The 20,608-nt window shown below is 73.6% G+C and carries 18 protein-coding genes; 12 read left to right on the top strand and 6 right to left on the bottom strand.

The features are described 5' to 3' along the window. Genes lysA through ACIGA3_RS29910 form a run of 3 tightly spaced genes read left to right on the top strand, consistent with a single transcriptional unit; the run spans window position 1 to window position 3,545 of the window. A complete protein-coding gene (gene lysA / locus ACIGA3_RS29920) occupies window positions 1-1,380 on the top strand; it encodes a diaminopimelate decarboxylase (protein ID WP_399721615.1) in 1,380 nt (459 codons plus the stop codon). Between the two features lie 6 nt (window positions 1,381-1,386). Further along, window positions 1,387-2,247, top strand: a complete 861-nt coding sequence (locus ACIGA3_RS29915) for a metal-dependent hydrolase (RefSeq protein WP_399721547.1) — start codon at window positions 1,387-1,389, stop codon at window positions 2,245-2,247. Then, on the top strand, window positions 2,244-3,545 hold the full coding sequence (locus tag ACIGA3_RS29910; protein WP_399721546.1) for a condensation domain-containing protein: 1,302 nt from the start codon (window positions 2,244-2,246) through the stop codon (window positions 3,543-3,545). The genes ACIGA3_RS29915 and ACIGA3_RS29910 overlap by 4 nt, the downstream gene beginning before the upstream one ends. Here the strand turns inward: ACIGA3_RS29910 and ACIGA3_RS29905 are convergent. The 5 genes from ACIGA3_RS29905 to ACIGA3_RS29885 form a co-directional block, all read right to left on the bottom strand. After that, window positions 3,494-4,381, bottom strand: a complete 888-nt coding sequence (locus ACIGA3_RS29905; protein ID WP_399721545.1) for an LLM class flavin-dependent oxidoreductase — start codon at window positions 4,379-4,381, stop codon at window positions 3,494-3,496. The two genes, ACIGA3_RS29910 and ACIGA3_RS29905, sit on opposite strands and share 52 nt — an antisense overlap. Next, a complete protein-coding gene (locus ACIGA3_RS29900; protein ID WP_399721544.1) occupies window positions 4,366-4,575 on the bottom strand; it encodes a hypothetical protein in 210 nt (69 codons plus the stop codon). The genes ACIGA3_RS29905 and ACIGA3_RS29900 overlap by 16 nt, the downstream gene beginning before the upstream one ends. 45 nt (window positions 4,576-4,620) lie before the next feature. Beyond that, on the bottom strand, window positions 4,621-5,259 hold the full coding sequence (locus ACIGA3_RS29895; protein WP_399721543.1) for a hypothetical protein: 639 nt from the start codon (window positions 5,257-5,259) through the stop codon (window positions 4,621-4,623). Between the two features lie 99 nt (window positions 5,260-5,358). Further along, window positions 5,359-7,437 (bottom strand): amino acid adenylation domain-containing protein, encoded by a 2,079-nt coding sequence (locus tag ACIGA3_RS29890; RefSeq protein WP_399721541.1) that lies wholly within the window; start codon window positions 7,435-7,437, stop codon window positions 5,359-5,361. Between the two features lie 222 nt (window positions 7,438-7,659). Continuing rightward, a complete protein-coding gene (locus ACIGA3_RS29885) occupies window positions 7,660-8,688 on the bottom strand; it encodes a LuxR C-terminal-related transcriptional regulator (RefSeq protein ID WP_399721539.1) in 1,029 nt (342 codons plus the stop codon). A gap of 341 nt (window positions 8,689-9,029) precedes the next feature. On the opposite strand from ACIGA3_RS29885, the gene ACIGA3_RS29880 reads away from it, so the two are divergent. The 8 genes from ACIGA3_RS29880 to ACIGA3_RS29845 are packed head-to-tail and all read left to right on the top strand — an operon-like array spanning window position 9,030 to window position 18,721. After that, window positions 9,030-10,325, top strand: coding sequence for an ATP-grasp domain-containing protein (locus ACIGA3_RS29880; RefSeq protein WP_399721538.1), 1,296 nt, complete (start codon window positions 9,030-9,032; stop codon window positions 10,323-10,325). Between the two features lie 34 nt (window positions 10,326-10,359). Next, a complete protein-coding gene (locus ACIGA3_RS29875; RefSeq protein WP_399721536.1) occupies window positions 10,360-11,595 on the top strand; it encodes an NAD(P)/FAD-dependent oxidoreductase in 1,236 nt (411 codons plus the stop codon). An 8-nt stretch (window positions 11,596-11,603) separates the two neighbouring features. Further along, window positions 11,604-13,007 carry a SidA/IucD/PvdA family monooxygenase gene (locus ACIGA3_RS29870; protein WP_399721534.1) on the top strand — a complete coding sequence of 468 codons (1,404 nt, stop codon included), beginning with the start codon at window positions 11,604-11,606 and terminating at the stop codon, window positions 13,005-13,007. Beyond that, window positions 13,007-14,335: a glutamine synthetase family protein gene (locus ACIGA3_RS29865; RefSeq protein ID WP_399721533.1), complete on the top strand. Its 1,329-nt coding sequence runs from the start codon at window positions 13,007-13,009 to the stop codon at window positions 14,333-14,335. The genes ACIGA3_RS29870 and ACIGA3_RS29865 overlap by 1 nt, the downstream gene beginning before the upstream one ends. A 43-nt stretch (window positions 14,336-14,378) precedes the next feature. Beyond that, window positions 14,379-14,849, top strand: a complete 471-nt coding sequence (locus tag ACIGA3_RS29860) for a redoxin domain-containing protein (RefSeq protein WP_399721532.1) — start codon at window positions 14,379-14,381, stop codon at window positions 14,847-14,849. Further along, window positions 14,842-16,149: an MFS transporter gene (locus ACIGA3_RS29855; protein ID WP_399721530.1), complete on the top strand. Its 1,308-nt coding sequence runs from the start codon at window positions 14,842-14,844 to the stop codon at window positions 16,147-16,149. The genes ACIGA3_RS29860 and ACIGA3_RS29855 overlap by 8 nt, the downstream gene beginning before the upstream one ends. Continuing rightward, window positions 16,146-17,366, top strand: a complete 1,221-nt coding sequence (locus ACIGA3_RS29850) for an ATP-grasp domain-containing protein (RefSeq protein ID WP_399721529.1) — start codon at window positions 16,146-16,148, stop codon at window positions 17,364-17,366. Before ACIGA3_RS29855 ends, ACIGA3_RS29850 begins: the two co-directional genes overlap by 4 nt. Next, complete coding sequence (locus ACIGA3_RS29845; RefSeq protein ID WP_399721528.1) at window positions 17,363-18,721, top strand: hypothetical protein; 1,359 nt, start codon at window positions 17,363-17,365, stop codon at window positions 18,719-18,721. Before ACIGA3_RS29850 ends, ACIGA3_RS29845 begins: the two co-directional genes overlap by 4 nt. Here the strand turns inward: ACIGA3_RS29845 and ACIGA3_RS29840 are convergent. Continuing rightward, window positions 18,714-19,592, bottom strand: coding sequence for a PP2C family protein-serine/threonine phosphatase (locus tag ACIGA3_RS29840; RefSeq protein ID WP_399721526.1), 879 nt, complete (start codon window positions 19,590-19,592; stop codon window positions 18,714-18,716). The genes ACIGA3_RS29845 and ACIGA3_RS29840 overlap by 8 nt on opposite strands. 396 nt (window positions 19,593-19,988) lie before the next feature. Between ACIGA3_RS29840 and ACIGA3_RS29835 the strand changes: the two genes are divergently transcribed. After that, a partial coding sequence (locus ACIGA3_RS29835; protein ID WP_399721524.1) for a hypothetical protein occupies window positions 19,989-20,608 on the top strand: 620 nt, incomplete at its 3' end.

Raw genomic sequence — 20,608 nt, 5'->3', positions numbered from 1 at the left:
ATGAACGACGTGAACGACATGAACGACGTGAACGACACCCTCAAGCCCGGCTGGCTGACCGAGCCCGCCGACCTCAACACCCTCTCCCCGTACCTGTGGCCGGCCACCGCCGCCCGCGACAGCTCCGGCGTCCTCACCGTCGGCGGGCTGCGCGTCACCGACCTGGCCGCCGAGTTCGGCACCCCCATGTACCTGTTCGACGAGGACGACTTCCGGGCCCGCTGCGCCGAGTTCCGCACCGCCTTCCACGACTTCGACGTGTACTACGCGGGCAAGGCGTTCCTGTGCAAGGCCGTCGCCCGGATCTGCGCCGAGGCCGGACTCGGCCTGGACGTGTGCACCCTGGGCGAGCTGAAGACGGCCATCGCCGCCGGATTCCCCGGCGAACGCATGGTGCTGCACGGCAACAACAAGTCCGCCGAGGAACTGACCACCGCGCTGCGCCACGGCGTCGCCCGCATCGTGGTCGACTCCTTCGACGAACTCGCCCTGCTCAAGGAACTCGCCGCCGACACCGGGGTACGCCCCACCGTGCTGGTCCGCGTCAACGTCGGCGTCCGCGCCGACACCCACGCCAACATCGCCACCGCCCACGACGACCAGAAGTTCGGTTTCTCGCTGCGCACCGGCGACGCCGCCGCCGCGGTGGCCTACGCGCACGACGCCGACGGCATCGAACTCGCCGGGCTGCACATGCACCTGGGCTCGCAGATCTTCGGCATGGACTCCTTCGAGGTCGGCGTCGAACGCATGATGAAGGTCCGCGCCGACTTCATCCGCACCTGCGGCGCCGAACTTCCCGAGGTCAGCGTCGGCGGCGGCTTCGCCATCGCCTACCGCGACCACCACCAGCCCCTCGCCCCGGCCGGGATCGCCGACGCCCTGCGCCGCTTCAGCGAGCAGAGCTGCCGCGGACTCGGCGTGAGCGCACCTCGGCTGGCCATCGAGCCGGGCCGCGCGGTCGTCGGCCGCTCCGCCTGCACCGTCTACCGGGTCGGCACCGTCAAGAACGTCGAGGGCCTGCGCGCCTTCGTCTCCGTCGACGGCGGCATGAGCGACAACATCCGCCCGGCCCTGTACGACGGCATCTACTCGGCCGTGCTCGCCGACCGCCTCACCACCGCCGAGCCCCGGCTCTCCCGCGTGGTCGGCGTGCACTGCGACGCCGGCGACGTGGTGGTGCGCGACGACTACCTCGCCTCGGACATCCACTCCGGCGATCTGCTCGCCGTGCCCTGCACCGGCGCCTACTGCCGTAGCCTGTCCAACAATTTCAATCACACGCCGCGCCCGCCGGTCGTCGCCGTCGGCGGCGGAACCGCCTCGGTGTGGGTCCGCCGGGAGACGTACGACGACCTGCTCGGCCTCGACCTCGGATAGGACCCGATGCACGGCAACACCCTGGTCTCCTTCCCCTCCGGCGCGCTCACCGGCGAAGCAGACGTCCGTCACGTACTGCCCCTGGACGGCTCGTTCGGCGTCGTCTGCGACAGCACTCCCTTCCATCCGGTCGACCACACCTGGCCCGACCAGCCGGCCGACCGGGGCGTGCTCACCGCCGGGGGAGAGGCGTACACCGTCGAGGACTGTCTGATCGGCGCGGCGCCCCGCGACGGCTCCGTGCCCCTCGCCACCGGCCCCGGCATCCCGGTCCGCCGGGGCGAGGACGGCTGGGACTGGTACGTCGTCCACATCCTCCGGGCGGACCCCGGCCCGCTCACCGGACAGCGGGTCCGTCTGGAGGTCGACGCCGAGCGGCGGCACGGGCTGTCCGCCGGGCACACCCTGTGCGAGCTGGCCGGACTGGCGCTCAACCGGATGCTGGCCCCGCGCTGGTCCAAGGAGGCCAAGCCGGACGCGCTCGGCGCCCCCGACTTCGACAAGCTGGCCATCACCGGCTCCCGGATCTCCCCCTACGGCAGCGTCGACCACTACCGGCTCGGCAAGTCGCTGCGCCGCAAGGGGTTCTCTGCCGGGGGCCTCGCCGCCGCGCTGCCCGAGATCGAGGCCGGGGTCAACGCCCTGATGGCCGCCTGGGTCGCCGAGGACGCCCCGGTCGGTGTGGCCACCGAGGGGCCCGGCATCGACGCGCCACGCCACTTCCGGTGCGGGCTCGCCGAGGGCGGGGTGTCCACCCCGTGCGGCGGCACCCATGTCACTCGTACCGGCGAACTCGGCCAGGTGAAGGTCACGCTGGAACTCTCCGGCGACGGAACGGAACTGCGGATGGAGGCGGAGTGCTCGTGAACGGCACCGGCGCGGGAGGACCGGCCGCGCTGACGGCCGCCCAGCGGCGGCTGTGGGTCACCGAACAGTTCAATCCGGGCAGCGACGCCTATCTCATCGACGCCGTCGTCCGGATCGAACCCGGAGCCGACCCCGGCCTGCTGGAGGCCGCGCTCACCGACGTGGCCGCCGCCCACGACGCCTTCCGCACCGAGTTCGGCTGGGACGACGACGGCGACCCGGCCCAGTTCGTCCGCGACCGCGTCGAACTCCCCGTACAGCGCGTGCCCGGTCCCGGCACCCCGGCCGGACCCTTCGACCTGGAACGCGCCCCGCTCGTCCGCTTCCGCATGGTGTGCCGGGACGGCACCGCCACCGCGCTGGAGCTGACCGCTCATCACATCGTGTTCGACGGCTGGTCCCTGGGGATCTTCGTACGGGATCTCGGGCTCGCCTACGACGCCCGCGCGGCCGGGGAGCTCGCCGATCTGTCCGGGCGGCCGGGCATGGCCGGGTTCGCCGAGGCGGAGGCCGACTGGCTCGCCGGGCCCGAGGGCAAGGAACGGGTCGACGCCCTCGCCGGACTGCTCCGCGGCGCCCCCGAACTGCTCGCCGTACCCACCGACCGGCCGCGCGGCGCCCTGGAGCCGGACGGCGGACACGCGGGCGCCGGGCTGCACTTCACCCTGCCCTGGGAACTCGCCGAGGACATCACCGAGTTCGCCCGCGAGCGGCGCACCACACTGAACATGGTCGGGCTCGCCGCGTTCTCCGCCGTGCTCGCGCACTGGTCCGGCACGGACGACATCGTCGTGGGCAGCGCCTTCGCCGGACGCACCAGCCTCGCCGCCGAGGCGTGCGTGGGCTGCTTCATCAACGTCGTCCCGCTCCGGCTCGCCGTCGACACCGGGGCCCCCTTCGACACCCACCTCGACCGGGTGCGGGAGCGGGTGCTGCGCGGTGCCGAGTACCAGGACGTGCCGTTCGACCGGCTGGTGGAGGCACTCAGTCCGCCCCGCTCACTCACCCACAACCCGCTGGTCCAGGTCGCGTTCGGCGTGCAGAACACCGAGCCGGCCACCTACGACGGCGGGATACGGCTCACCGGTGAGCCCGCCCCGGACGACGACGCCGAGGCCCGGCTCGACCTCACCCTGTGGCTGGAGGAACGCCCCGAGGGGCTGAAGGCGGTCTGGACGTACCGCAAGGACCTGTTCGAGCGGACCACCGTGGCCCGGCTCAACCAGTGGTTCTTCCGCACCCTGCGTCAGGGCTGCCTGGACCCCTCCGCGCCCCCGGCCGCCCCCGCCCGCAGCTGAGCCACCTCCTCCAGCACCGCGACCCGGCCCGCGTACACGCCCTCGGCGCGCGGATGGTGCACGATCACGTCCGTGAAGCCCAGCCCGGCCGCCCGCTCCCGCATCTCCGCGAACCGGGCCGCGCTGCTCAGCGAGTAACCGGGGCACGCGTCCAGCGACAGATGGCGCTGGAAGCCGGGCTCGGGCTCCAGCTCGTCCAGGTACCCGGCGAGCCGCTCCACCCCGGCCCACCACCGCTCCTCGTCCGCCGCGCCCTCCGGGCCGATGGTCACCCAGCCGTCGCCCAGCCGGCGGGCCAGCCGCAGGGTGCGCGGACCGCTGCCCGCGAGGATCAACGGCACCCGGGGGCGCCGTGCGCGGCCGGAGACCGTACGCGCGTCCACGGCCGTGAAGTACTCGCCCGCGAAGTCGACATGGTCCTCGGAGAGCAGCCGGTCCAGCAGCTCGGTGAACTCCGTCATCCGGTCCACCCGTGCCTTCGGCGACAACGGGGGGTGCCCCAGCATCACCGCGTCCACATCCGTGGCGCCCGCGCCCACCCCGCACCAAAAACGCCCGCCCGAGATCTCGTCCAGCGCCATCACCTCCCGCGCCCAGGGCACCGGATGACGGAAGTTGGGCGAGGTGACGAAGGTGCCGAGCCCGATCCGGGAGGTGACCGCGGCGGCCGCCGCCAGCGTGGCCACGGTGCCCAGCCAGGGTGCGCCCGCCAGGCTCCGCCACGCCAGATGGTCGTAGGTCCAGGCATGGTCGAAGCCCAGCTCCTCCACCGCCCGCCAGCGGGCCCGCGCCTCCGGCCAGTCGTACTCGGGCAGCAGTACTACGCCGACTCGCACCGCTCGCCCCTCTCGCCTCTCTCCGCGGACCGCTCGCTCAGCGTGGTGCTCACATCGATCGGGTGGTACAGGGTGCGGCCGGACTCCCGGTAGCGCCGCCAGCCGTGCTGGCTGGCCAGCCGGTACACGGTCCCGGCGGGAATCCGCCAGATCTCGACGACGTCGGTGACGCTCAGTCCCAGTGGACTTGCCATGTCGGTGGTTCTTCCCTGCTCGGAGGTTCTTCCCTGCTCGGACGGTCAGACGGGGCAGGCGGCGCGCGGGATGAAGGCGTGCCACTCGTGCGGGGCCCAGCGGTGGGCGGGATCGCTGTCGCACCGGATCTCGGACGCGGGCCCGGCCCCCGCGGAGCGCATATGGGCGATGAGGTTCCCGGCGCACTCCGGCTCCCGGCACGCACCGACCTGCACCTGCCGGGACTGCCCCGGCTGGACGCAGCGCCGGGCCAGCGCCACCGACTCGGCCAGCTCACCGAGGAGTTCGGCGAGCGCGGGATGCCGGGCCAGCCACTCCAGATGGCGGCGCAGGAACGCCACCATCTCCCGCACCTCCCGGTCCGGCGCGGCGACCCGGCGCTCGTCCGCGACCAGCGCCGACCAGGACGACAGCACCGCCATGAGGGCGGCCCGCGCCTCCACGGCCTGGCTGCGCACGGGCAGCGCCGCCGCGCGGGAGTTCCCCGACACGCGGACGAAGGACCGGGCGCTGTCCGGGGCGAGGGCCTGCTCCGCCTCCGCGTACAGCCGCGGCAGCCGGGACAGGGTGGTGCCGAGCGCGTCGAAACAGGGGGCGCACAGCGTGCCGTGCGGGCGGTTTCCGGCCGCCACGTCCGACCGGATCAAACGGTGGCAGTCCACACAGGTGTGGATCGGAGGCATGACACATCAGTCCCTGATGTTCTCGGGTGACCGTCCGCGCGCGGACACGCGAACGGGAAGGGGAGAAAAGGGCGGAGCCCCGAAGAGAGGGGTTCCGTGCTAGGTACGGGGCAGTGCGGGAGATTCGGCGCGATGTGCGTCGATCAGCCGGACGACATCCGCCAGCCGGGGATTCGCCAGCAACTCCTTCTGCGGGACCCGGACACCGAGATCGCGCGATATCCGCAGCTGCATCCGGAACGCCATGAGGGAATGCCCGCCGAGCTGGAAGAAATCCGCATCTCGCGTGATTTCCCCCGTGCCGAGGAGTTCCTCCCACAACCGGAGCAGATAAGTCTCGGTACCGCTCGCGGAGTCCACGGCCGTGACCGTCGTCCGCCGGGGCGCGGGGTCGATCAGCGCCACCGCCGCCCGGTCGACCTTGCCGTTGACCGTGCGCGGCAGCTCCGCCAGACGCAGATAGCGCGCGGGCCGCATGTACGACGGCAGATCGCGCCCGGCGTGCTCATGCAGCGGTCCCTGCTCCACCGGTTCGCCGCCGGTGGTGGTGAACGCGCACACCAGCCGCTCGTCACCGGGCCGGAAGGTGTGCACCCACACCACCGCGTCGCTGACCAGGGGGTGGTCGCGCACTACCGCCTCGATCTCGCTCAGCTCGATGCGGTGTCCGCGCAGTTTCACCTGGAGGTCGGCCCGGCCGTGGTAGCGCAGGCTGCCGTCCGGGCGGATGCTCACCAGGTCGCCGGAGCGGTAGTAGCGGGCGGTCCGCTCCCCGTCAAAGGCGGTGACGAACCGCTCGGCGTTCAGCCCCGGCCGGTTGAGGTAGCCGCCGGTGACCTGCGGCCCGGCGAGCCACAACTCGCCCCGCCCGGCGTCCCGGCCGTCCTCGTCCACGACCCGCGCGGTGAAGCCGGGCAGCGGCCGCCCCACACAGGAGTCGTCCCCGGCCAGGTCCTCGGACGTGACCTCGTGGTACGTCGCGTGGACGGTGACCTCGGTGATCCCGTACATGTTGACCGGTTTGGGCCGGTCCAGGCCGTACCGGGCCGCCCACGGCCGCAGCAGCGCGGGCGTCAGCTTCTCGCCGCCGAACACCACATAGCGCAGGGCGGGCAGCTCGGCGTCAGAGGCGAGCGCCGTCGCGGAGAGCGCGGCGAACGCGGTCGGCGTCTGGTTGAGCACCGTCACCCCCCGGTCGGCGACCACGGCCAGGGTGCTCTCCGCGGAGCGGGCCGCGTCCTGCGGGAGGACGACCAGGCGGGCGCCGGTGGTCAGCGCGCCCCACATCTCCCAGACGGCGAAGTCGAAGGCGAGGGAGTGGAAGAGCAGCCAGCGGTCCTCGGGTGTGAACGTGAACAGGCCCGAGGCGGCGGTCAGCAGGGCGGTCACCGCCGCGTGCGTCACGGGCACGCCCTTGGGGCGTCCGGTGGTGCCGGAGGTGTAGATGACGTAGGCGTCGTCCCCGGGCGCCGGGAGCGCCTCGCCCGGCGGGGCCGTCTCGCCGGGGGCGGTCCGCAGCAGGTCCAGGTCCCGCTCGGTGAGGACCGGCAGGCCGCTCGCACCGGTGCCGTCGGCGGCGCCGATCAGCGCGGACGCGGCACAGTCCGCGAGGATGAACGCGTTGCGCGAGGGCGGGTTGCGCACGTCCAGCGGGACGTAGGCCGCGCCCGCGCGGACGATGCCGGCGATCGCCGCGATCGCGCCGAGCCCGGGCGCCAGATGTACGGCCACCCGGTCGCCGGGCCGGACGCCCCGCGTACGCAGTTCGGCGCGGACGGCGTCGGACCACAGGTCCAGCCCGGCATAGGTCAGTTCGTCGTCCCCGCACTCCACCGCGACGCTGTCGGCTCCGGTGCGGAATGAATCCAGTAACGCGTCGACAAGGGTCCCGCCTCCTCGGTGTTCTTCCTCGGGAAGCGGCGCGCTGCCGTCCAATATTGCCCCCGTTTTAATCTCTGTGAAGAGGATGGCCGAAGGTCGGGACGAAAGGCCCGCCCCGTACTGACTATCTGCCGGAAAAGCGGTGGTCAGGAGATGTGTCCCACATCGTGCGGCAGCCTCCTTGCCGGTGACGTGAATTCCCGGGGTCCGAGGATGGGAGTCCGGGGATTTTCTACACCCTAGGGCGGGTGAATATTCCAGTGCAAGAGCCCTTGCGCGGTCTGTTGGGGCGGACACATTTGCAGGGATTAGGCAACGGTATTCGCGGTTTTCGCGTCGGCGGAGGGCCGGTCGGCCGGCCCGGGCGGAGCCCTCGCGCGGCGGTGGACTCGGGCCGGGGTGGGGGTGCCGGGCGGGAGGTGTGGGTGGGGGGTGGGCTGGCCCCGCGTCGAGGTCCGTCTCGCGTCCACAGTAGCCCACGCGTGCCAACTCGGGCTGTGACACGTTCGGTTGAACCGGTTACGCGGAGGCGTCCGCCCCGCCCCGCTGGAGCGCGGACGCGAGCAGAAAGCCCAGGTGGGTGCGGTTGTGCGCCCCGAGCTGAGTCATGAGCTTGGCGATGTGCTGGCGGCAGGAGCGCTCGCTGATGCCCAGGTGCCGGGCGATGGCCGCGTCCTTGGGCTCCTCCAGCAGCAGCCGGGCGATGGCCCGCTGCATGTCGGAGATGACGAACCCCTCCCGGCGGCTCGCGTAGGCGGAGGCGAACGGTGCCGCCGCCCGCCAGGCCGTCTCGAACGCACTGACCAGGAACGACACCACGCCCTGGTGGCTGATGCGCAGCACGCCCGGACCGTCGTGCGCGGGTGCGAACGCCGTGCGCCGGTCGAACACGATGAGCCGGGGGAACAGGGTGTGCAGCGTGCGCACCTCCGCGCCCGCCTCCGCCAGCCGCTCCACGTACGCCTCCGTGGCCGGGTTGAAGCGGGCGCTGTGCTGGTAGATCGTCCGCATCCGCACCCCCCGCTCCAGCATCGCCATGTCCCGGTGCTGCGCCTGGCCCAGCACGCCGACCGGGCGCGGGCCGCCCGGCTGGGCCGTCAGCACCTCCGTACGGCACTCGAGCGCCTGCTCCTCCAATACCGCGTCGATGTCCCGGGCGTCCACGGTGAGCAGTTCTCCGGAGCGGTCGCCGGACCGGCGCTCCGCGTCCCGCACCTCGCGCAGCGCCGCGAACTCCCCGCGTACGGAGTCGATCTGGGTCTGCGCGTCCCGTACCGCACGCCGCAGCGGGGGTACCGCGCGGGCCTCGGCCGCCTCCAGCAGGCGGCGGGTGTACACCCCGGGGCGGCCGGGTTCGGCCACCAACAGGCCCAGTTCCCGCAGCCGTTCGATCGCGCGCTCGGCGAGCGGCTCGGGCAGGCCGAGGTCGCGGAGCAACTCCTCGCGGGTGCAGGCACCTTGCCGGAGTGCCACGGCGTACAGCAACCGCATCGCGTGGATGACGGCGTCGAGTCCGCTTTCGTCGTTTACCTCATGTTTGGTTGTCATTCATTCAGCCTTCCGCATCCGGCAGTGCCTATCCATGATCCGTCGCGGACGTGGCGACGACACCCCCTCGATGGCAAGGATCGAATCCGGATTTCGGACAACGAGATTCCGACAACGGGGAGAGAACGGGCACATGAGTACGCCCACGGGGTGGCTGATCACCCCTGTCACGCAACCGACCGAGCCCGCACCGGCATTGGTGCGAGCGGCGCGGCCATCCGGAACAGCACACGGTGGACGCCGATCCGGCGCCGGCCAGGCCGTCACGGCCGCCGACACCGGCTGGGGGTGAGCTGCGGCACCGACCGCCGCAGCAGCCCGACCCTCCACCAAGGAAAGACATGGCACTGGACACACGCGCCCTTCTGCTGCTCGTCCGCGTCGGATGCCTGCGCGAGCAGGCCCTGCGTTCCTGGACCGCCCGTCCGGACCTCGATCTGGCGCTCGCCGAGAGCGCCACCGCCGCCTATCTGCGCCTGGCCGACCGCCAGGTCCCGCTCTCACCGGAGCGGCCCGCCGACGAGATCTACGAAGCCTGCCGCGCCCAGCTGGCCGCCGCACCCGGCCGCAAGGGCGTCATCGGCTTCCTCGACTCCACCCTGCCCGTGGTGGCCCGCCTCGCCGAGGAGTTCGGCCTGCCCGGCTGCCGGCCCGAGACGCTGCGCAACCTGACGGACAAGACGTGGGCCCGCGCCCGCCTCGCCGAATGCTCCGTCCCAGGACCCGAGTTCCGCGTCCTGGACGCCTCCCTCACCGGGGCGCGGGAGCGCACGCGGGCCCTGGCCGGGCTGCGCCACCCCCTCATCCTCAAGCCCGCCGACTCCTCAGCGGGCCGGGGCGTGATCCGCGTCGCCGGCCCGGAGGAGACCGACGACGCCTGGGCGCACGCGGCCGCCTTCACCAAGAGCGGCACCCTGCTCGCCGAGGAGGAACTGTTCGGCGACGAGATCAGCGTGGAGACGCTGACCGTCGACGGCCGCACCGTCGTCCTCGCCCGCACCGAGAAACTCGCCACCCGCGACGACTCGTTCGTGGAACTCGGCCAGGCCGTGCCCGCGCGCCTGCCCGCCGGGCTCGCGGAGCGGATCGACGAGGTGGCCACCGCCGCGCTCAAGGCCGTCGGCTTCGACCACGGCATCGCGCACACCGAGATGATCCTCACCGCCGACGGCCCCCGCATCGTCGAGGTCAACCCCCGCCCCGCGGGCGACTGCATCCTCGACCTCGTCCACCTCACCACCGGCACCGACGTGTACGGCCTCGCCGCCGACCTCGCCCTCGGCGAGCCCATCGACCTCGACGCGCCGACCACCGCCCGCACCACGGGCGGCGCCGCGATCCGCTTCCTCACCGCCCCGGCCGGGGTCGTCCGCCGCGTCGACGGCGTGCCCGAGGCCGCCGCGCTGCTGGACCCGGCCCAGGAGCGGCTGGTGCTGCTCACCCGCCCCGGCGACGTGGTCGAACCCGTCACCACCAATCTGCACCGCCTGGGCTACGTCCTCGCGGTGGGCCCGGACACCGAGACCGCCGTGGCCCGCGCCGAGCGCGCCGCAGCCCTGGTCGGCATCGTCACGTCCCCGCCCGCCCCCGGCGAGCCGCCCGCGCGGCGGCTGCCCAGCTCCGAGTGCTGGACCTGAGCCGGTGGCCACACCCTCGTACCCAAGGAACTCCATGCGATCCCCCGACTCCTGCTGGCTGGCGAGCGGACCGCGCTGGACGGGCGGCAGCACACCCCTGCCGGGCCGCGCCGGTGTCCTCGTGCTCGGCGCCGGTGTCATGGGCTCGACGCTCGCCTACTGGCTCGCCCGCGCGGGTCTTGCCCCGCTCGTGATCGACCGCAACGACAGCCCCGCCGAGGGCTCCTCCGGCCGCAACGCCGGACGCGTCATCCAGGGCGGCAACGCCCAACACGCGCCCGCCATCGACCGGTTCGGCCACGAGCAGGCCCTCGCCGTCTACCGTGCCACCCTCGTCAACCGCGACCTGGTGCGCGAGGTCACCGCCCGCGAGGGCATCGACGCCCACCGCGCCACCACCGCCAAGCTCGACCTCACCGACAGCGAGGACGAGGCGCTCGAACTCAAGCGGACCGCCGACGCCCTGCGCGCCGACGGCATCGCCGCCGAGTGGCTCGATCTGCCCGAGGCGCGCCGGGTGTTCGGCACCGACCTGCCCGACACCGTCCTCGGCGGACTGCACCGCCCCGACCAGGACGCCGTCCACTCGGTCGGCTATGTGCGCGGCATCGCCGACGCCGCCCGCCGCCACGGCGCCCTGTTCAGCCTCGGCGTCACCGCGACCTCCGTCGAGCGGACGCCCGACGGCGCCTGGCACGTCACCACCGACGCCGGTGAGGTCGTCGCCGAGCAGGTCGTGGTCGCCCTCAACGCCTGGACCGGCCGGCTCCTGCCCGAACTCGACGCCCTGATCACCCCGGTGCGCGGCCAGCTCGTACAGACCGCGCCCGTACCCTTCCGCATCCCGCAGTGGGGCCTGGACCGGGGGCTGGTCTACGGCGGCCAGAACCAGGACGGCTCCCTGCTCCTCGGCGGCCTGCGCACCACCGTGCCCAACCGCGACGAGAACATCGAGCTGCCCGCCGACGACAACACCCCGGCCTTCTCCCCGGAGCTGGCCGACCGGCTCGCCACCGCGCTGCCCGCCCTGCTGCCCGAGACCGCGGGCGTGCCGGTGGTGCGCGCCTGGAGCGGCGTCATGGCCTTCACCCCCGACCGCTGCCCCCTCGTCGGCGCGCTGCCCGGCCGCCCCGGACTGTGGGTCATGGCCGCCTTCAGCGGACATGGCATGCCCTACTCCCAGGTCGTCGCCCACCAGCTCGCCGAGCGCATCGGGGGCGGCGCCGGAGCGGGCATACCCGCCGCCTTCGACCCGGCCCGGTTCCGGTGAGGGCGCCCATGAGGGACCTCGTACCGCAACCGCTCACCCGGCCCGCCGGCCCGGCCCGCGCGCACGGCGGGTCCGGACCGGACGCGCCCCTGCTGGTGATCGGCGCCGGCCCCAAGGCCATCGCCCTCGCCGTCAAGGCCAAGGTGCTCCGGGAGGCCGGGCTCGACGCGCCCGAGGTGGTCGCCGTCGAACGCGACCGCACCGCCGCCCACTGGCGGGAGGGCCACGGCTGGACCAACGGCCGCCAGAGCCTGGGCACCCTGCCCGAGAAGGACCTCGGCTTCCCCTACGACGCCACCGCCTGGGGCGACCCGCACGACCCGCTCGTCGCCGAGATCATCCGCCTCACCACCGGCTACGGCTGGGCCGGACACCTGATGAGCCGGGGCGGCTACGCCCGCTGGGTGGACCGGGGCCGCCCGCAGCCCAGCCACCGCGAATGGGCCGACTACCTCGACTGGGCCGCCCGCGAGGCCGGACTGCGCGTCGTCACCGGCGAGGTGCGCGGCGCCGAGACCGACGACGACGGCTGGACCCTCGGCTACGCCGCGCCCGGCGGCCACGGCACCGTACGCGGCCGGGGCCTGCTGGTGTCCGGGCCCGGACCGTCCGGCACCGCGCTCACCGCCGACGACGACCGGGTGCTGGACACCGCCGGTTTCTGGCGGCTGGCCGTCGCCGGACTGCCCCGCCGGATACGGCACGTGGTGGTCGTCGGCTCCGGCGAGACCGCCGGGACCGTGGTCCGTGAACTCGCCGTCGCCCAGGAACGCGAGGTCACCGTCGTCACCCCGCGCGCCGCCCTCTACAGCCGCGGCGAGAGCCCCTTCGAGAACCGCTACTACAGCGACCCCACCGGCTGGACCGCGCTCACCGAGAGCGACCGCAGGGAGTTCATCCGGCGTACCGACCGCGCCGTCTTCTCCCTCGACGTCCAGCACGACCTGGCCCGCACCGCACGGGTGAACTGGCGCCCCGGCCGCGCCACCGGCACCCGCGCCGGCACCCCGGTCGCGCTCACCTACGAGTACGGCGGACGGCCCGGCGAGATCGAGGCCGACCTCGTGGTGGACGCCACCGGCGGCGACCCCATGTGGTTCACCGGCCTGCTCGGCCCGCGCGCCCGCGCCGCCCTCACCGCGGCCGTCGGCGGCACCCTCACCCGGGCCGCCGTGGAACACACCATCGACCGTTCCCTCGCGGTGCCCGGCCTGCCCGCCCCGCTCCACCTGCCCAACCTGGCGGCCCTCGCCCAGGGCCCCGGCTTCCCCAACCTCAGCTCCCTCGGCCTGCTCGCCGACCGGGTCCTGCGCGCCCACGTCCCGCCGAGGTCCCCGGCGGACCTCGCGGTGAGCTGCGCCGGCACCGGCCGGACGAGCATGCCGGCCCCGTACTACCGAGGAGAAGCGTGATGGCCACCGCCGTCCCGGCCGGGCACGAGCCCGCCGACACCGACTTCGTCCAGCTGCTCTTCACCGACATCGCCGGACGGCTGAAGTCGCTGGAGATCCCCGCCGCCCGCTGGGACGCGGTACGCGCCGACGGCTGGACCGTGGACGGCTCCGTCCTGCTCGGCTTCGGCGACCCCGACCACAGCGACCTGCGCCTCGTCCCCGACCCGGACACCTTCGTCGTCCGGCCCTGGCCCACCCCCGCCGGCCGCACCGTCGGCATGGTCCTGTGCGACGTACGGGACGCCCAGGGCCGCCCCTTCGCCGCCGACCCCAGGGCCGTGCTGCGCCGCGCCGTCGAGGAGTCCGAACGCCGGGGACTACGGCCGGTGTTCGGCGTCGAGGCCGAGTTCTACCTGCTGCGCGAGTCGACCCCCGGCCGCCTCGACCCCTCCGACCGGGGCGGCTACTGGGACCTCGGCGAGACCGAGGAGGCCGACGAGGTCTGCCGGGACATCAGCGAGGCGCTGGACCGGATGGGCCTGACCGTCACCGGCCACCACCACGAGGTGTGCCCCGGCCAGCGCGAGATCGTCTTCCTGCACGGCGACGCCCTCACCACCGCCGACCGGCTGCTCCTGCTCAAGCACACCGCACGCGCCATGGCCCGCCGCCGGGGGCTGAAGGCCGTCTTCATGCCCAAGCCGCTCGCCCACCTCTACGGCAACGCCCTGCACGTCCATGTCTCGCTGCGCGGCACCGCCGACGACCGGCCCCTCTTCCACGACGCCGACGACCCGCAGGGCATGTCCGCGCTCTTCCGTGCCTGCCTCGCCGGAGTCCTGGACCACGCCCCCGCGCTCACCGCGCTCGGCAACCCCACCGTCAACTCCTACAAGCGGATGGTCCCCGCCTCCGGCACCCCGGTCCACGTCAGCTGGGCCCGGCACAACCGCTCCACCGCCTTCAAGGCCGTGGGCGACCCCGCCGTACCCGACTCCACCCGGCTGGAGCTGCGCAGCCCCGACCCGGCCGCCAACCCGCACCTGCTGTTCGCCGCCGTCCTCGCCGCGTTCGCGGACGGCGCCGAGCGCGGGCTGAAGCTGCCCGACGCCTGCGAGGAGCCCGCCGACACCCTCGCCGCCGCCGAACTCGCCGCCCGCGGCATCGCCCCGCTCCCCACCGACCTGCCCACCGCGCTGCGCGCCCTCACCGAGGACACCGTCGTCCAAGCCGCCCTCGGCGACCTCGCCGCCACCGCCCACGACCGGCACTGCCGGGCCGACTTCAACGCCTGGCACCGCGTCGTCACCCCGTGGGAGGTGGAACGGTACGCGGATTCCGTGTGAGCATCCCCCGTCGCACCCGCGCACCCCACCACGGAGAAACCCCATGCAGCGCACCGTCACCACGCCCGAAGGCCCCCTCGCCGTGCCGTCGCCCGACCACGAGTGGACCGTCCTGTTCTTCATCACCGAGCCCGGCATCGGGGAGCGCGTGCCCGAACTGGGCGGCTGCACCACCGGCCTGTGCTCCGCCCGCGACGCGGCCGCCCGCTTCGCCCGCGCCGACGCGCGCGTACTCGGCGTCAGCGCCCACGCGCCGGGCGAACTCGCCGGGTTCGCCGCCGAACGCGCCCTCGGCTACCCCCTGATCGGCGACCAGGACCTGTCCCTCGGCCGCGCGCTGGGCGTACCCGAGGTACGCGCCGAGGGCCGCGCCCTGTTCGAGCGCGCCGGCGTCGTCCTGGACCGCACCGGCGCCGTCCGCTCCCTGATCCACCCCGTGCCCGACCCCGAGCGCCACGCGGACCTGGTCCTCGAAGAGCTGGCACGGCTCACCGGTGAGGGCGGGCATGACTGACGTACCGCCGGCTCGCGGGCTCGGCCGGATACGGGCCCTGCTGCCGGAGCGGGGAGCGCCGCGCGCGCTCACCCTGTCCACCCTCGTGGGCCAGACCGGCAGCGGGCTCCTCCTCCCGGTCAGCGCGCTGTTCTTCACCCGCTCGGTCGGACTGTCCGTCGCCCAGGTCGGCGTCGGCCTCGCCGTGGCCGGGCTGACCGGCCTGGCGGCGGCCGTCCCGGCGGGCCGGATCGCCGACCGCTTCGGCGCCCGCGGCACCTACGCCGCCGCCCTCGCCGGACAGGCCCTCGCCACCGCCTCGTTCGCGCTGGTGCACTCCCTGTGGGGGTTCATCGCCGTCACCTGCGTCGCCGCCGTCGCCGAACGCGGCGGCGCGGCCGCGCGCGGTGCCGTCATCAGCAGCGTCGGCGTCGGAGAGGCCCGGGTACGGCTGCGGGCGCTGCTGAAGTCCGTCACCAACGCGGGCCTCAGCATCGGCACCGCGCTCGCCGCGTTCGCGCTCGCGGCCGACACCCGCGCCGCCTATCTGACCGTCGTCCTGCTCAACGCCGGCGCCTACGTCCTGGCCGCGCTGCCCCTGCGCAAGGTGCCCCCGATCCGCCCCGCGCCCGCGGGTCCTTCGGCGCCCGCCCGCCGCACCGTCCTGCGCGACCGCCCCTACGCCCTGGTCACCCTGGTCTGCGGGCTCACCAGCATCCACTACGACGTGCTGGCCCTCGCCCTGCCGCTGTGGATCGCCGACCACACCAGCGCCCCCGAGTGGACCATCTCCGCCGTGGTGCTGGCCAACACGGTGCTGGTCGTCCTGCTCCAGGTGCCGTTCTCCCGGGGCACCGGGGACGTGGACACCGCCGCGCGCGTGGTCCGCCGCTCCGGCTGGGTGCTCCTCGCGGGCTGGGCCGCCATCGCCTGCGCCGTCTTCGTCACCGCGCCGCTCGCCGCGCTGGGCCTGCTGCTCCTCGGCATGATCCTGCACACGGCCGGCGAGCTGTGGCAGTCCGCCGGCGGCTACGGCCTCAGCTACGAACTCGCCCCCGACGGCTCGCACGGCGAGTACCAGGGCTTCTTCTCCCTCGGCCGGGGTGTCACCGGAGTCGTCGCCCCGCTGGCGCTGACCACGCTCCTCCTCGCCCCCGGCCCCGACTGGCGCCCGGTGGGCGGCTGGCTGCTGCTGGGCGCCGTCGTCGCCCTGGTCGCCTCGGCCGCCCCGTACACCGCGCGCCGGGCCCGGCCCGTGCCCGCCGCCCCCGTCGTCCCACGGGTCATCAAGGACCCGGCGCTCACCCAGGACTCCGTATGACCGACACCGCCACCCGCTCCGTCCTCGTGCTGGGCGGCGGCACCCGGCTGCCCAGGGCCCTGCGCGCCCACGGCTGTCATGTCGTCTACGGCGGCACGCTCGCCGAGTTCGGCCCCGGCCACCGGGACGCCTGCGACGAGGCGCTGCTGCTGTCCGGCGACGACGGCGACGCCTGGCTCGACCGCGCTCTGGCCCTGCACAAGTCGGTGCCCTTCGACCGGGTCGTCACCGTCCGCGAACGCTTCCTGACCACCGCCGCCCGTATCCGCGACGCCCTCGGTCTTCAGGGCGACCCGCTGCGGACGGTGCTGCTGCTGAAGGACAAGGCGCTGATGCGCGAAGCCCTCGCGGACGCGCCGGGCACGCCCGCCGTCCGGGCCGCGCTGATGCACGCGCCGGGTGACCTGGCCGCCTTCGCCGACCGTGCCGGGCTGCCCGTCGTGCTCAAGCCGCGCGACGGCTCCGGCAGCCAGGGCATCCACATCCTGCGAGGTGCCGAGGACGTGGAGCGGGCCGCCCGGCTGGTCGCGGCGATGCCGGACGCGCTCCTCGCCGAGGAGTTCCTCGACGGGCCCGAGTACAGCGTGGAGTCCTTCTCCCGTGCCGGGGAGCACCAAGTGCTGGCCGTCACCGAGAAGTTCACCGGTGACAACGCGGTGGAGATCGGCCATGTCGTACCCGCCCGTATCGACACCGCCCGCCACGAGGCGCTGGTGTCCGCCACCCGCGCCTTCCTGGACGCGGTCGCCCTCACCGAGGGCCCGGCGCACACGGAGATCATCGTCACCTCCCGCGGCCCCCGCGTCGTCGAGTCCCACAACCGCCCCGGCGGCGACGGCATCATCGACCTCGTCCGCGAGGTCACGGGAGCCGATGTACGGGACCTGCTGGCCGCGCACGTCGCGGGAGTACGGCTGCCCGCGCGGAGCGGCACCGCCGCCGCGGCCGCCACCTGGTTCCTGACGGCACCGCCCGGCCTGGTCACGGAGGTGACCGGCTGGGAGGCGGCCGCGGCGAGCCCCGGCGTGGTGCACACCGACCCGGACGCCGCCCCCGGCGACACGGTGCCCGAACTGGGAGGTTCCGAGGACCGCTGCGGCTCGGTCATCGCGGTAGGGGAGACCCCGGACGAGGCGCTCGCCCGTGCCCGCGCCGCCATCACCGAGGTCCGCGTCACGACCAGGCCCGTACCGGGCGAGGAGGCGACGGCCCGATGACCACCGCCCCGCCCACCACGCTCACCGCCCGCCATCTGGCAGGCCCCGGACGCCGTCCCCTCGCGCTCCGCGACCCGGACCCGGCCCGGCTGGACCTCGTTCGCCGGGCCCTGGAGGACCGCTTCCTCACCCGTCCGGCCTTCCTCACGGCGGACGAGGCCGGACGGCTCGAAGCCGACCTCAACGGCGTGACCGACCTGCTGTTCACCCTGCCCGAGCGGCTCTTCGACGGCGACCCGCACGCCTTCGCCGCAGCGGTCGGGCTGCGCCCCGAACAGGCCCGGCTCGCCCTGCGGCCCCCCGTGCCGGCCCCCGCCCGCATCGGCCGCGCCGACCTCTACCGGGACCGGACCGGCTTCCGCATGCTGGAGTTCAACATCAGCAGCGCGCTGGGCGGCCTGCAGATCCCGGAACTGAACCGGCTCGCCCTGGCCGACCCGGAGCTGGCCGCGTTCGTCGCGGCGGAAGACCTGGGCTTCCCCGACACGGTCGCCGTGCTCGCGGAGCAGCTGCGAGAGGCGGCGGGCCGGACGGGGGAGACCTGCCGGGTCGCCCTCATGGACTGCCCCTCCGGTTACCGCGCCACCGAGCCCGAGATCACCGCGCTCGCCGGGCTGCTCGCCCCGCACGGCATCGAGGCGTTCGGCTGCCACACCGGCCAGGCCCGCGAGTCGGCCGGCCGCCTCCTCGTCGACGGACGTCCGGCCGACCTGGTGTACCGCTACTTCACCCTGGGCGAGCTGACCGCCGACCTGGCCACGCTGACGGAAGCCGAGGCCCTGCTCGACCTGTTCAGCCGCTGCGCAGTCCCCGTACTCTCCCCGCTGCGCACGTCGATGCACGGAAACAAGCGCGCGCTGGCCCTCCTCTGGGAGGACCGCTGCCAGGACACCCTGGACCCGGGGGAACGGGACCTCGTACGCCGTCTGCTCCCGTGGACGCACGAACTGCGCCCCGGCACGGCGCGCGTCGACGGCGAGCCGGCCGACCTGCTCGCGTACTGCCGCCGCCACCGCGAACGCCTGGTGCTCAAGCCCGCGCACGGCCTTGGCGGCTCCGGCACCGTACTGGGCCGCGGTGTGGACGACGCGCGGTGGGCCGTGAGCCTGGAACGAGCCCTGGCCACCCCGCACATCGTGCAGGAACTGGTCACCCCGCTCCCCGAACCCTTCCCCGAGGACGGCGCCGACGAGCCCGCCCCCTGGGTGCTCAACTGGGGAGCCTTCCTCATCGGCCGCGGCTACGCGGGCGCATTCCTGCGCGGCCTGCCCGCCGACCGCGCCGACGTCATCTCGTACGCGGCCGGCGCCCACGCGGGCTGCGCCTTCCAGCAGCGGAGAGGTGCCCCTAGCTGAGCAGGTACACCGCGACGGCCGCCGCCAGGACGACGGCGGCCAGCACGAACACCCCGCGCCCCGCCCGCCCCCGGCGCTCGGGAGCCGCGGTGTCCTCCTGGAGGGGCGCGCGCGAGATGACCGGGGCGGCGTCCGGGGCGGAGGTGTCGCCGTGGACGACGTCCGCGACCACGACGGAGACGTTGTCGTTGCCGCCCGCGCCGAGCGCCAGCTCGACCAGGCGGTCGGCGGCCTCGTCCCGGCCGGGCATGCCGAGCGCCACGGCCAGCTCGGACTCGGCCACCAGATCGCTCAGTCCGTCCGAGCACAACAGGAAACGGTCGCCGGGCAGCGTCTCCAGGCGGAACAGCGCGGGGCTCAGCGACTCCCCGCCCACCAGCGCCTTCGTCACCATGGACCGCTGCGGATGCGCGAGCGCCTCGGCGGCGGTGATCCGGCCGTCGTCCAGCAGGGTCTGCACCAGGGAGTCGTCGCGGGTCAGCAGCACCAGCTCGCCCGCGCGCATCAGATACGTCCGCGAGTCCCCGACGTTGGCCACGATGAACTGATCGCTGTCCGCCTCCATCAGGACCGCCGTGATGGTGGTCCCCATCCCGTCCAGCTCCGGCGAGGCCCGCACCGCCTGCGCGATGGCCAGATTCCCGGCCAGTATCGCCTCGCGCAACACCTCCATGGGCTCCGTGCGCGTCCGCTCCGGCCCCAGCTCGGCCATGTGCGAGATGACGACGGAACTGGCCACCTCGCCCCCGGCATGCCCGCCCATCCCGTCCGCCACCACCAGCAGATGCGGCGCCGCGTACACGGAGTCCTCATTGACTTCCCGGACAAGACCCTTGTCGCTGCGGACGGTGAACTGGAGGGTCAGAGACATGTGTTCTCCTGGCTGGCGGAGCCGATCCGGCGACGGCGTATTCCACCGCGGCGGGACGGAAAGGAGGGGGAGAAGGGACGAGCGAGAGAGCGTCCGGGCACACCACACCAGACTCACCCGAGTCTCTTCGCCCCAGGTGAGGAAGTCAAGTTCCGCTCTGCGTAAGCAAGTTGTAGCGCCCAGAGGCGGACAGCCATCCGTGGACGCCCCCATCGACCGACCTCACGGCCCCCTGGTCAAGATCCTCCTTTGCACAATGATGGCCGAACCGACCTGGCGTGGACATGAAGGAGACTGTCAAGATCGTTTCGTTTCTTTGTCGATTTTGTGGGGTTCGTAGTCATGCAGTGGAGAGCCGTCAGACCTGCGCCGAAGTGGCGGGCCTTGATAAGGCGCGTGCGGCGTGCCACCGCTGTCGTGGTGCTGGCCGCGCTCGCACTGACCCTGACCACGCAGGACGCGATGGCGCAAGGCGCCACCCTCGGGCGCCCGTCGCTGTCCGGGCTCCGTGGCTTCGTGACGTCGTTGATGGCAGGCGATCCGCGCTGGGGTGGTGTGCCGAGCCAACGGGCGGGCACGGCGGCCGGCCGCCGTCATCAGGTGCCCGCCGCGGCCACGCGGGCGGGGCGCGGTGTGGGGCATCCTCAGGGCCGGGGCAAGGGTGAACTGCCGGCGTACACCCCGTACAAGAGCAGGCGTGCAGCGGGCCGTAGTACTTCGCTGCACGGGTTCAACGCCCGTACGAGCAAGCGGGTCGATGGCAAGTCGACGGCGCACTCGACGTATTACCGCAACGCGGACGGCTCGTTCAGCCGCAAGGTGTCCCAGTCACCCTTGAACTTCAAGGATGCGAAGGGGGAATGGCGGCAGATCGACACGTCGGTAGCGCAACGTACGGATCACCGGTGGGTCGAGAAGTCGAACGCGGTGGATGTCGGTTTCGCGCCGAGGGCTGCGGATGAGGATCTCGCGTCGTTCGGCAAGGACGGGAAGAGCGTCGGGTTCGCTCTTGAGGG

It is taken from the genome of Streptomyces sp. NPDC085596 (assembly GCF_044541565.1).
Lineage (GTDB): Bacteria > Actinomycetota > Actinomycetes > Streptomycetales > Streptomycetaceae > Streptomyces.
The sequence above is the reverse complement of the archived record's forward strand: the minus strand, read 5'-3'. Positions and strand labels throughout refer to the sequence as shown.

Coding starts and splice junctions, on each gene's coding strand:
- lysA (WP_399721615.1), top strand. CDS start 1: ATGAACGACGTGAACGACATGAACGACGTGAACGACACCCTCAAGCCC.
- ACIGA3_RS29915 (WP_399721547.1), top strand. CDS start 1,387: ATGCACGGCAACACCCTGGTCTCCTTCCCCTCCGGCGCGCTCACCGGC.
- ACIGA3_RS29900 (WP_399721544.1), bottom strand. CDS start 4,575: ATGGCAAGTCCACTGGGACTGAGCGTCACCGACGTCGTCGAGATCTGG.
- ACIGA3_RS29895 (WP_399721543.1), bottom strand. CDS start 5,259: ATGCCTCCGATCCACACCTGTGTGGACTGCCACCGTTTGATCCGGTCG.
- ACIGA3_RS29885 (WP_399721539.1), bottom strand. CDS start 8,688: ATGACAACCAAACATGAGGTAAACGACGAAAGCGGACTCGACGCCGTC.
- ACIGA3_RS29880 (WP_399721538.1), top strand. CDS start 9,030: ATGGCACTGGACACACGCGCCCTTCTGCTGCTCGTCCGCGTCGGATGC.
- ACIGA3_RS29875 (WP_399721536.1), top strand. CDS start 10,360: ATGCGATCCCCCGACTCCTGCTGGCTGGCGAGCGGACCGCGCTGGACG.
- ACIGA3_RS29870 (WP_399721534.1), top strand. CDS start 11,604: ATGAGGGACCTCGTACCGCAACCGCTCACCCGGCCCGCCGGCCCGGCC.
- ACIGA3_RS29865 (WP_399721533.1), top strand. CDS start 13,007: ATGGCCACCGCCGTCCCGGCCGGGCACGAGCCCGCCGACACCGACTTC.
- ACIGA3_RS29860 (WP_399721532.1), top strand. CDS start 14,379: ATGCAGCGCACCGTCACCACGCCCGAAGGCCCCCTCGCCGTGCCGTCG.
- ACIGA3_RS29855 (WP_399721530.1), top strand. CDS start 14,842: ATGACTGACGTACCGCCGGCTCGCGGGCTCGGCCGGATACGGGCCCTG.
- ACIGA3_RS29850 (WP_399721529.1), top strand. CDS start 16,146: ATGACCGACACCGCCACCCGCTCCGTCCTCGTGCTGGGCGGCGGCACC.
- ACIGA3_RS29845 (WP_399721528.1), top strand. CDS start 17,363: ATGACCACCGCCCCGCCCACCACGCTCACCGCCCGCCATCTGGCAGGC.
- ACIGA3_RS29840 (WP_399721526.1), bottom strand. CDS start 19,592: ATGTCTCTGACCCTCCAGTTCACCGTCCGCAGCGACAAGGGTCTTGTC.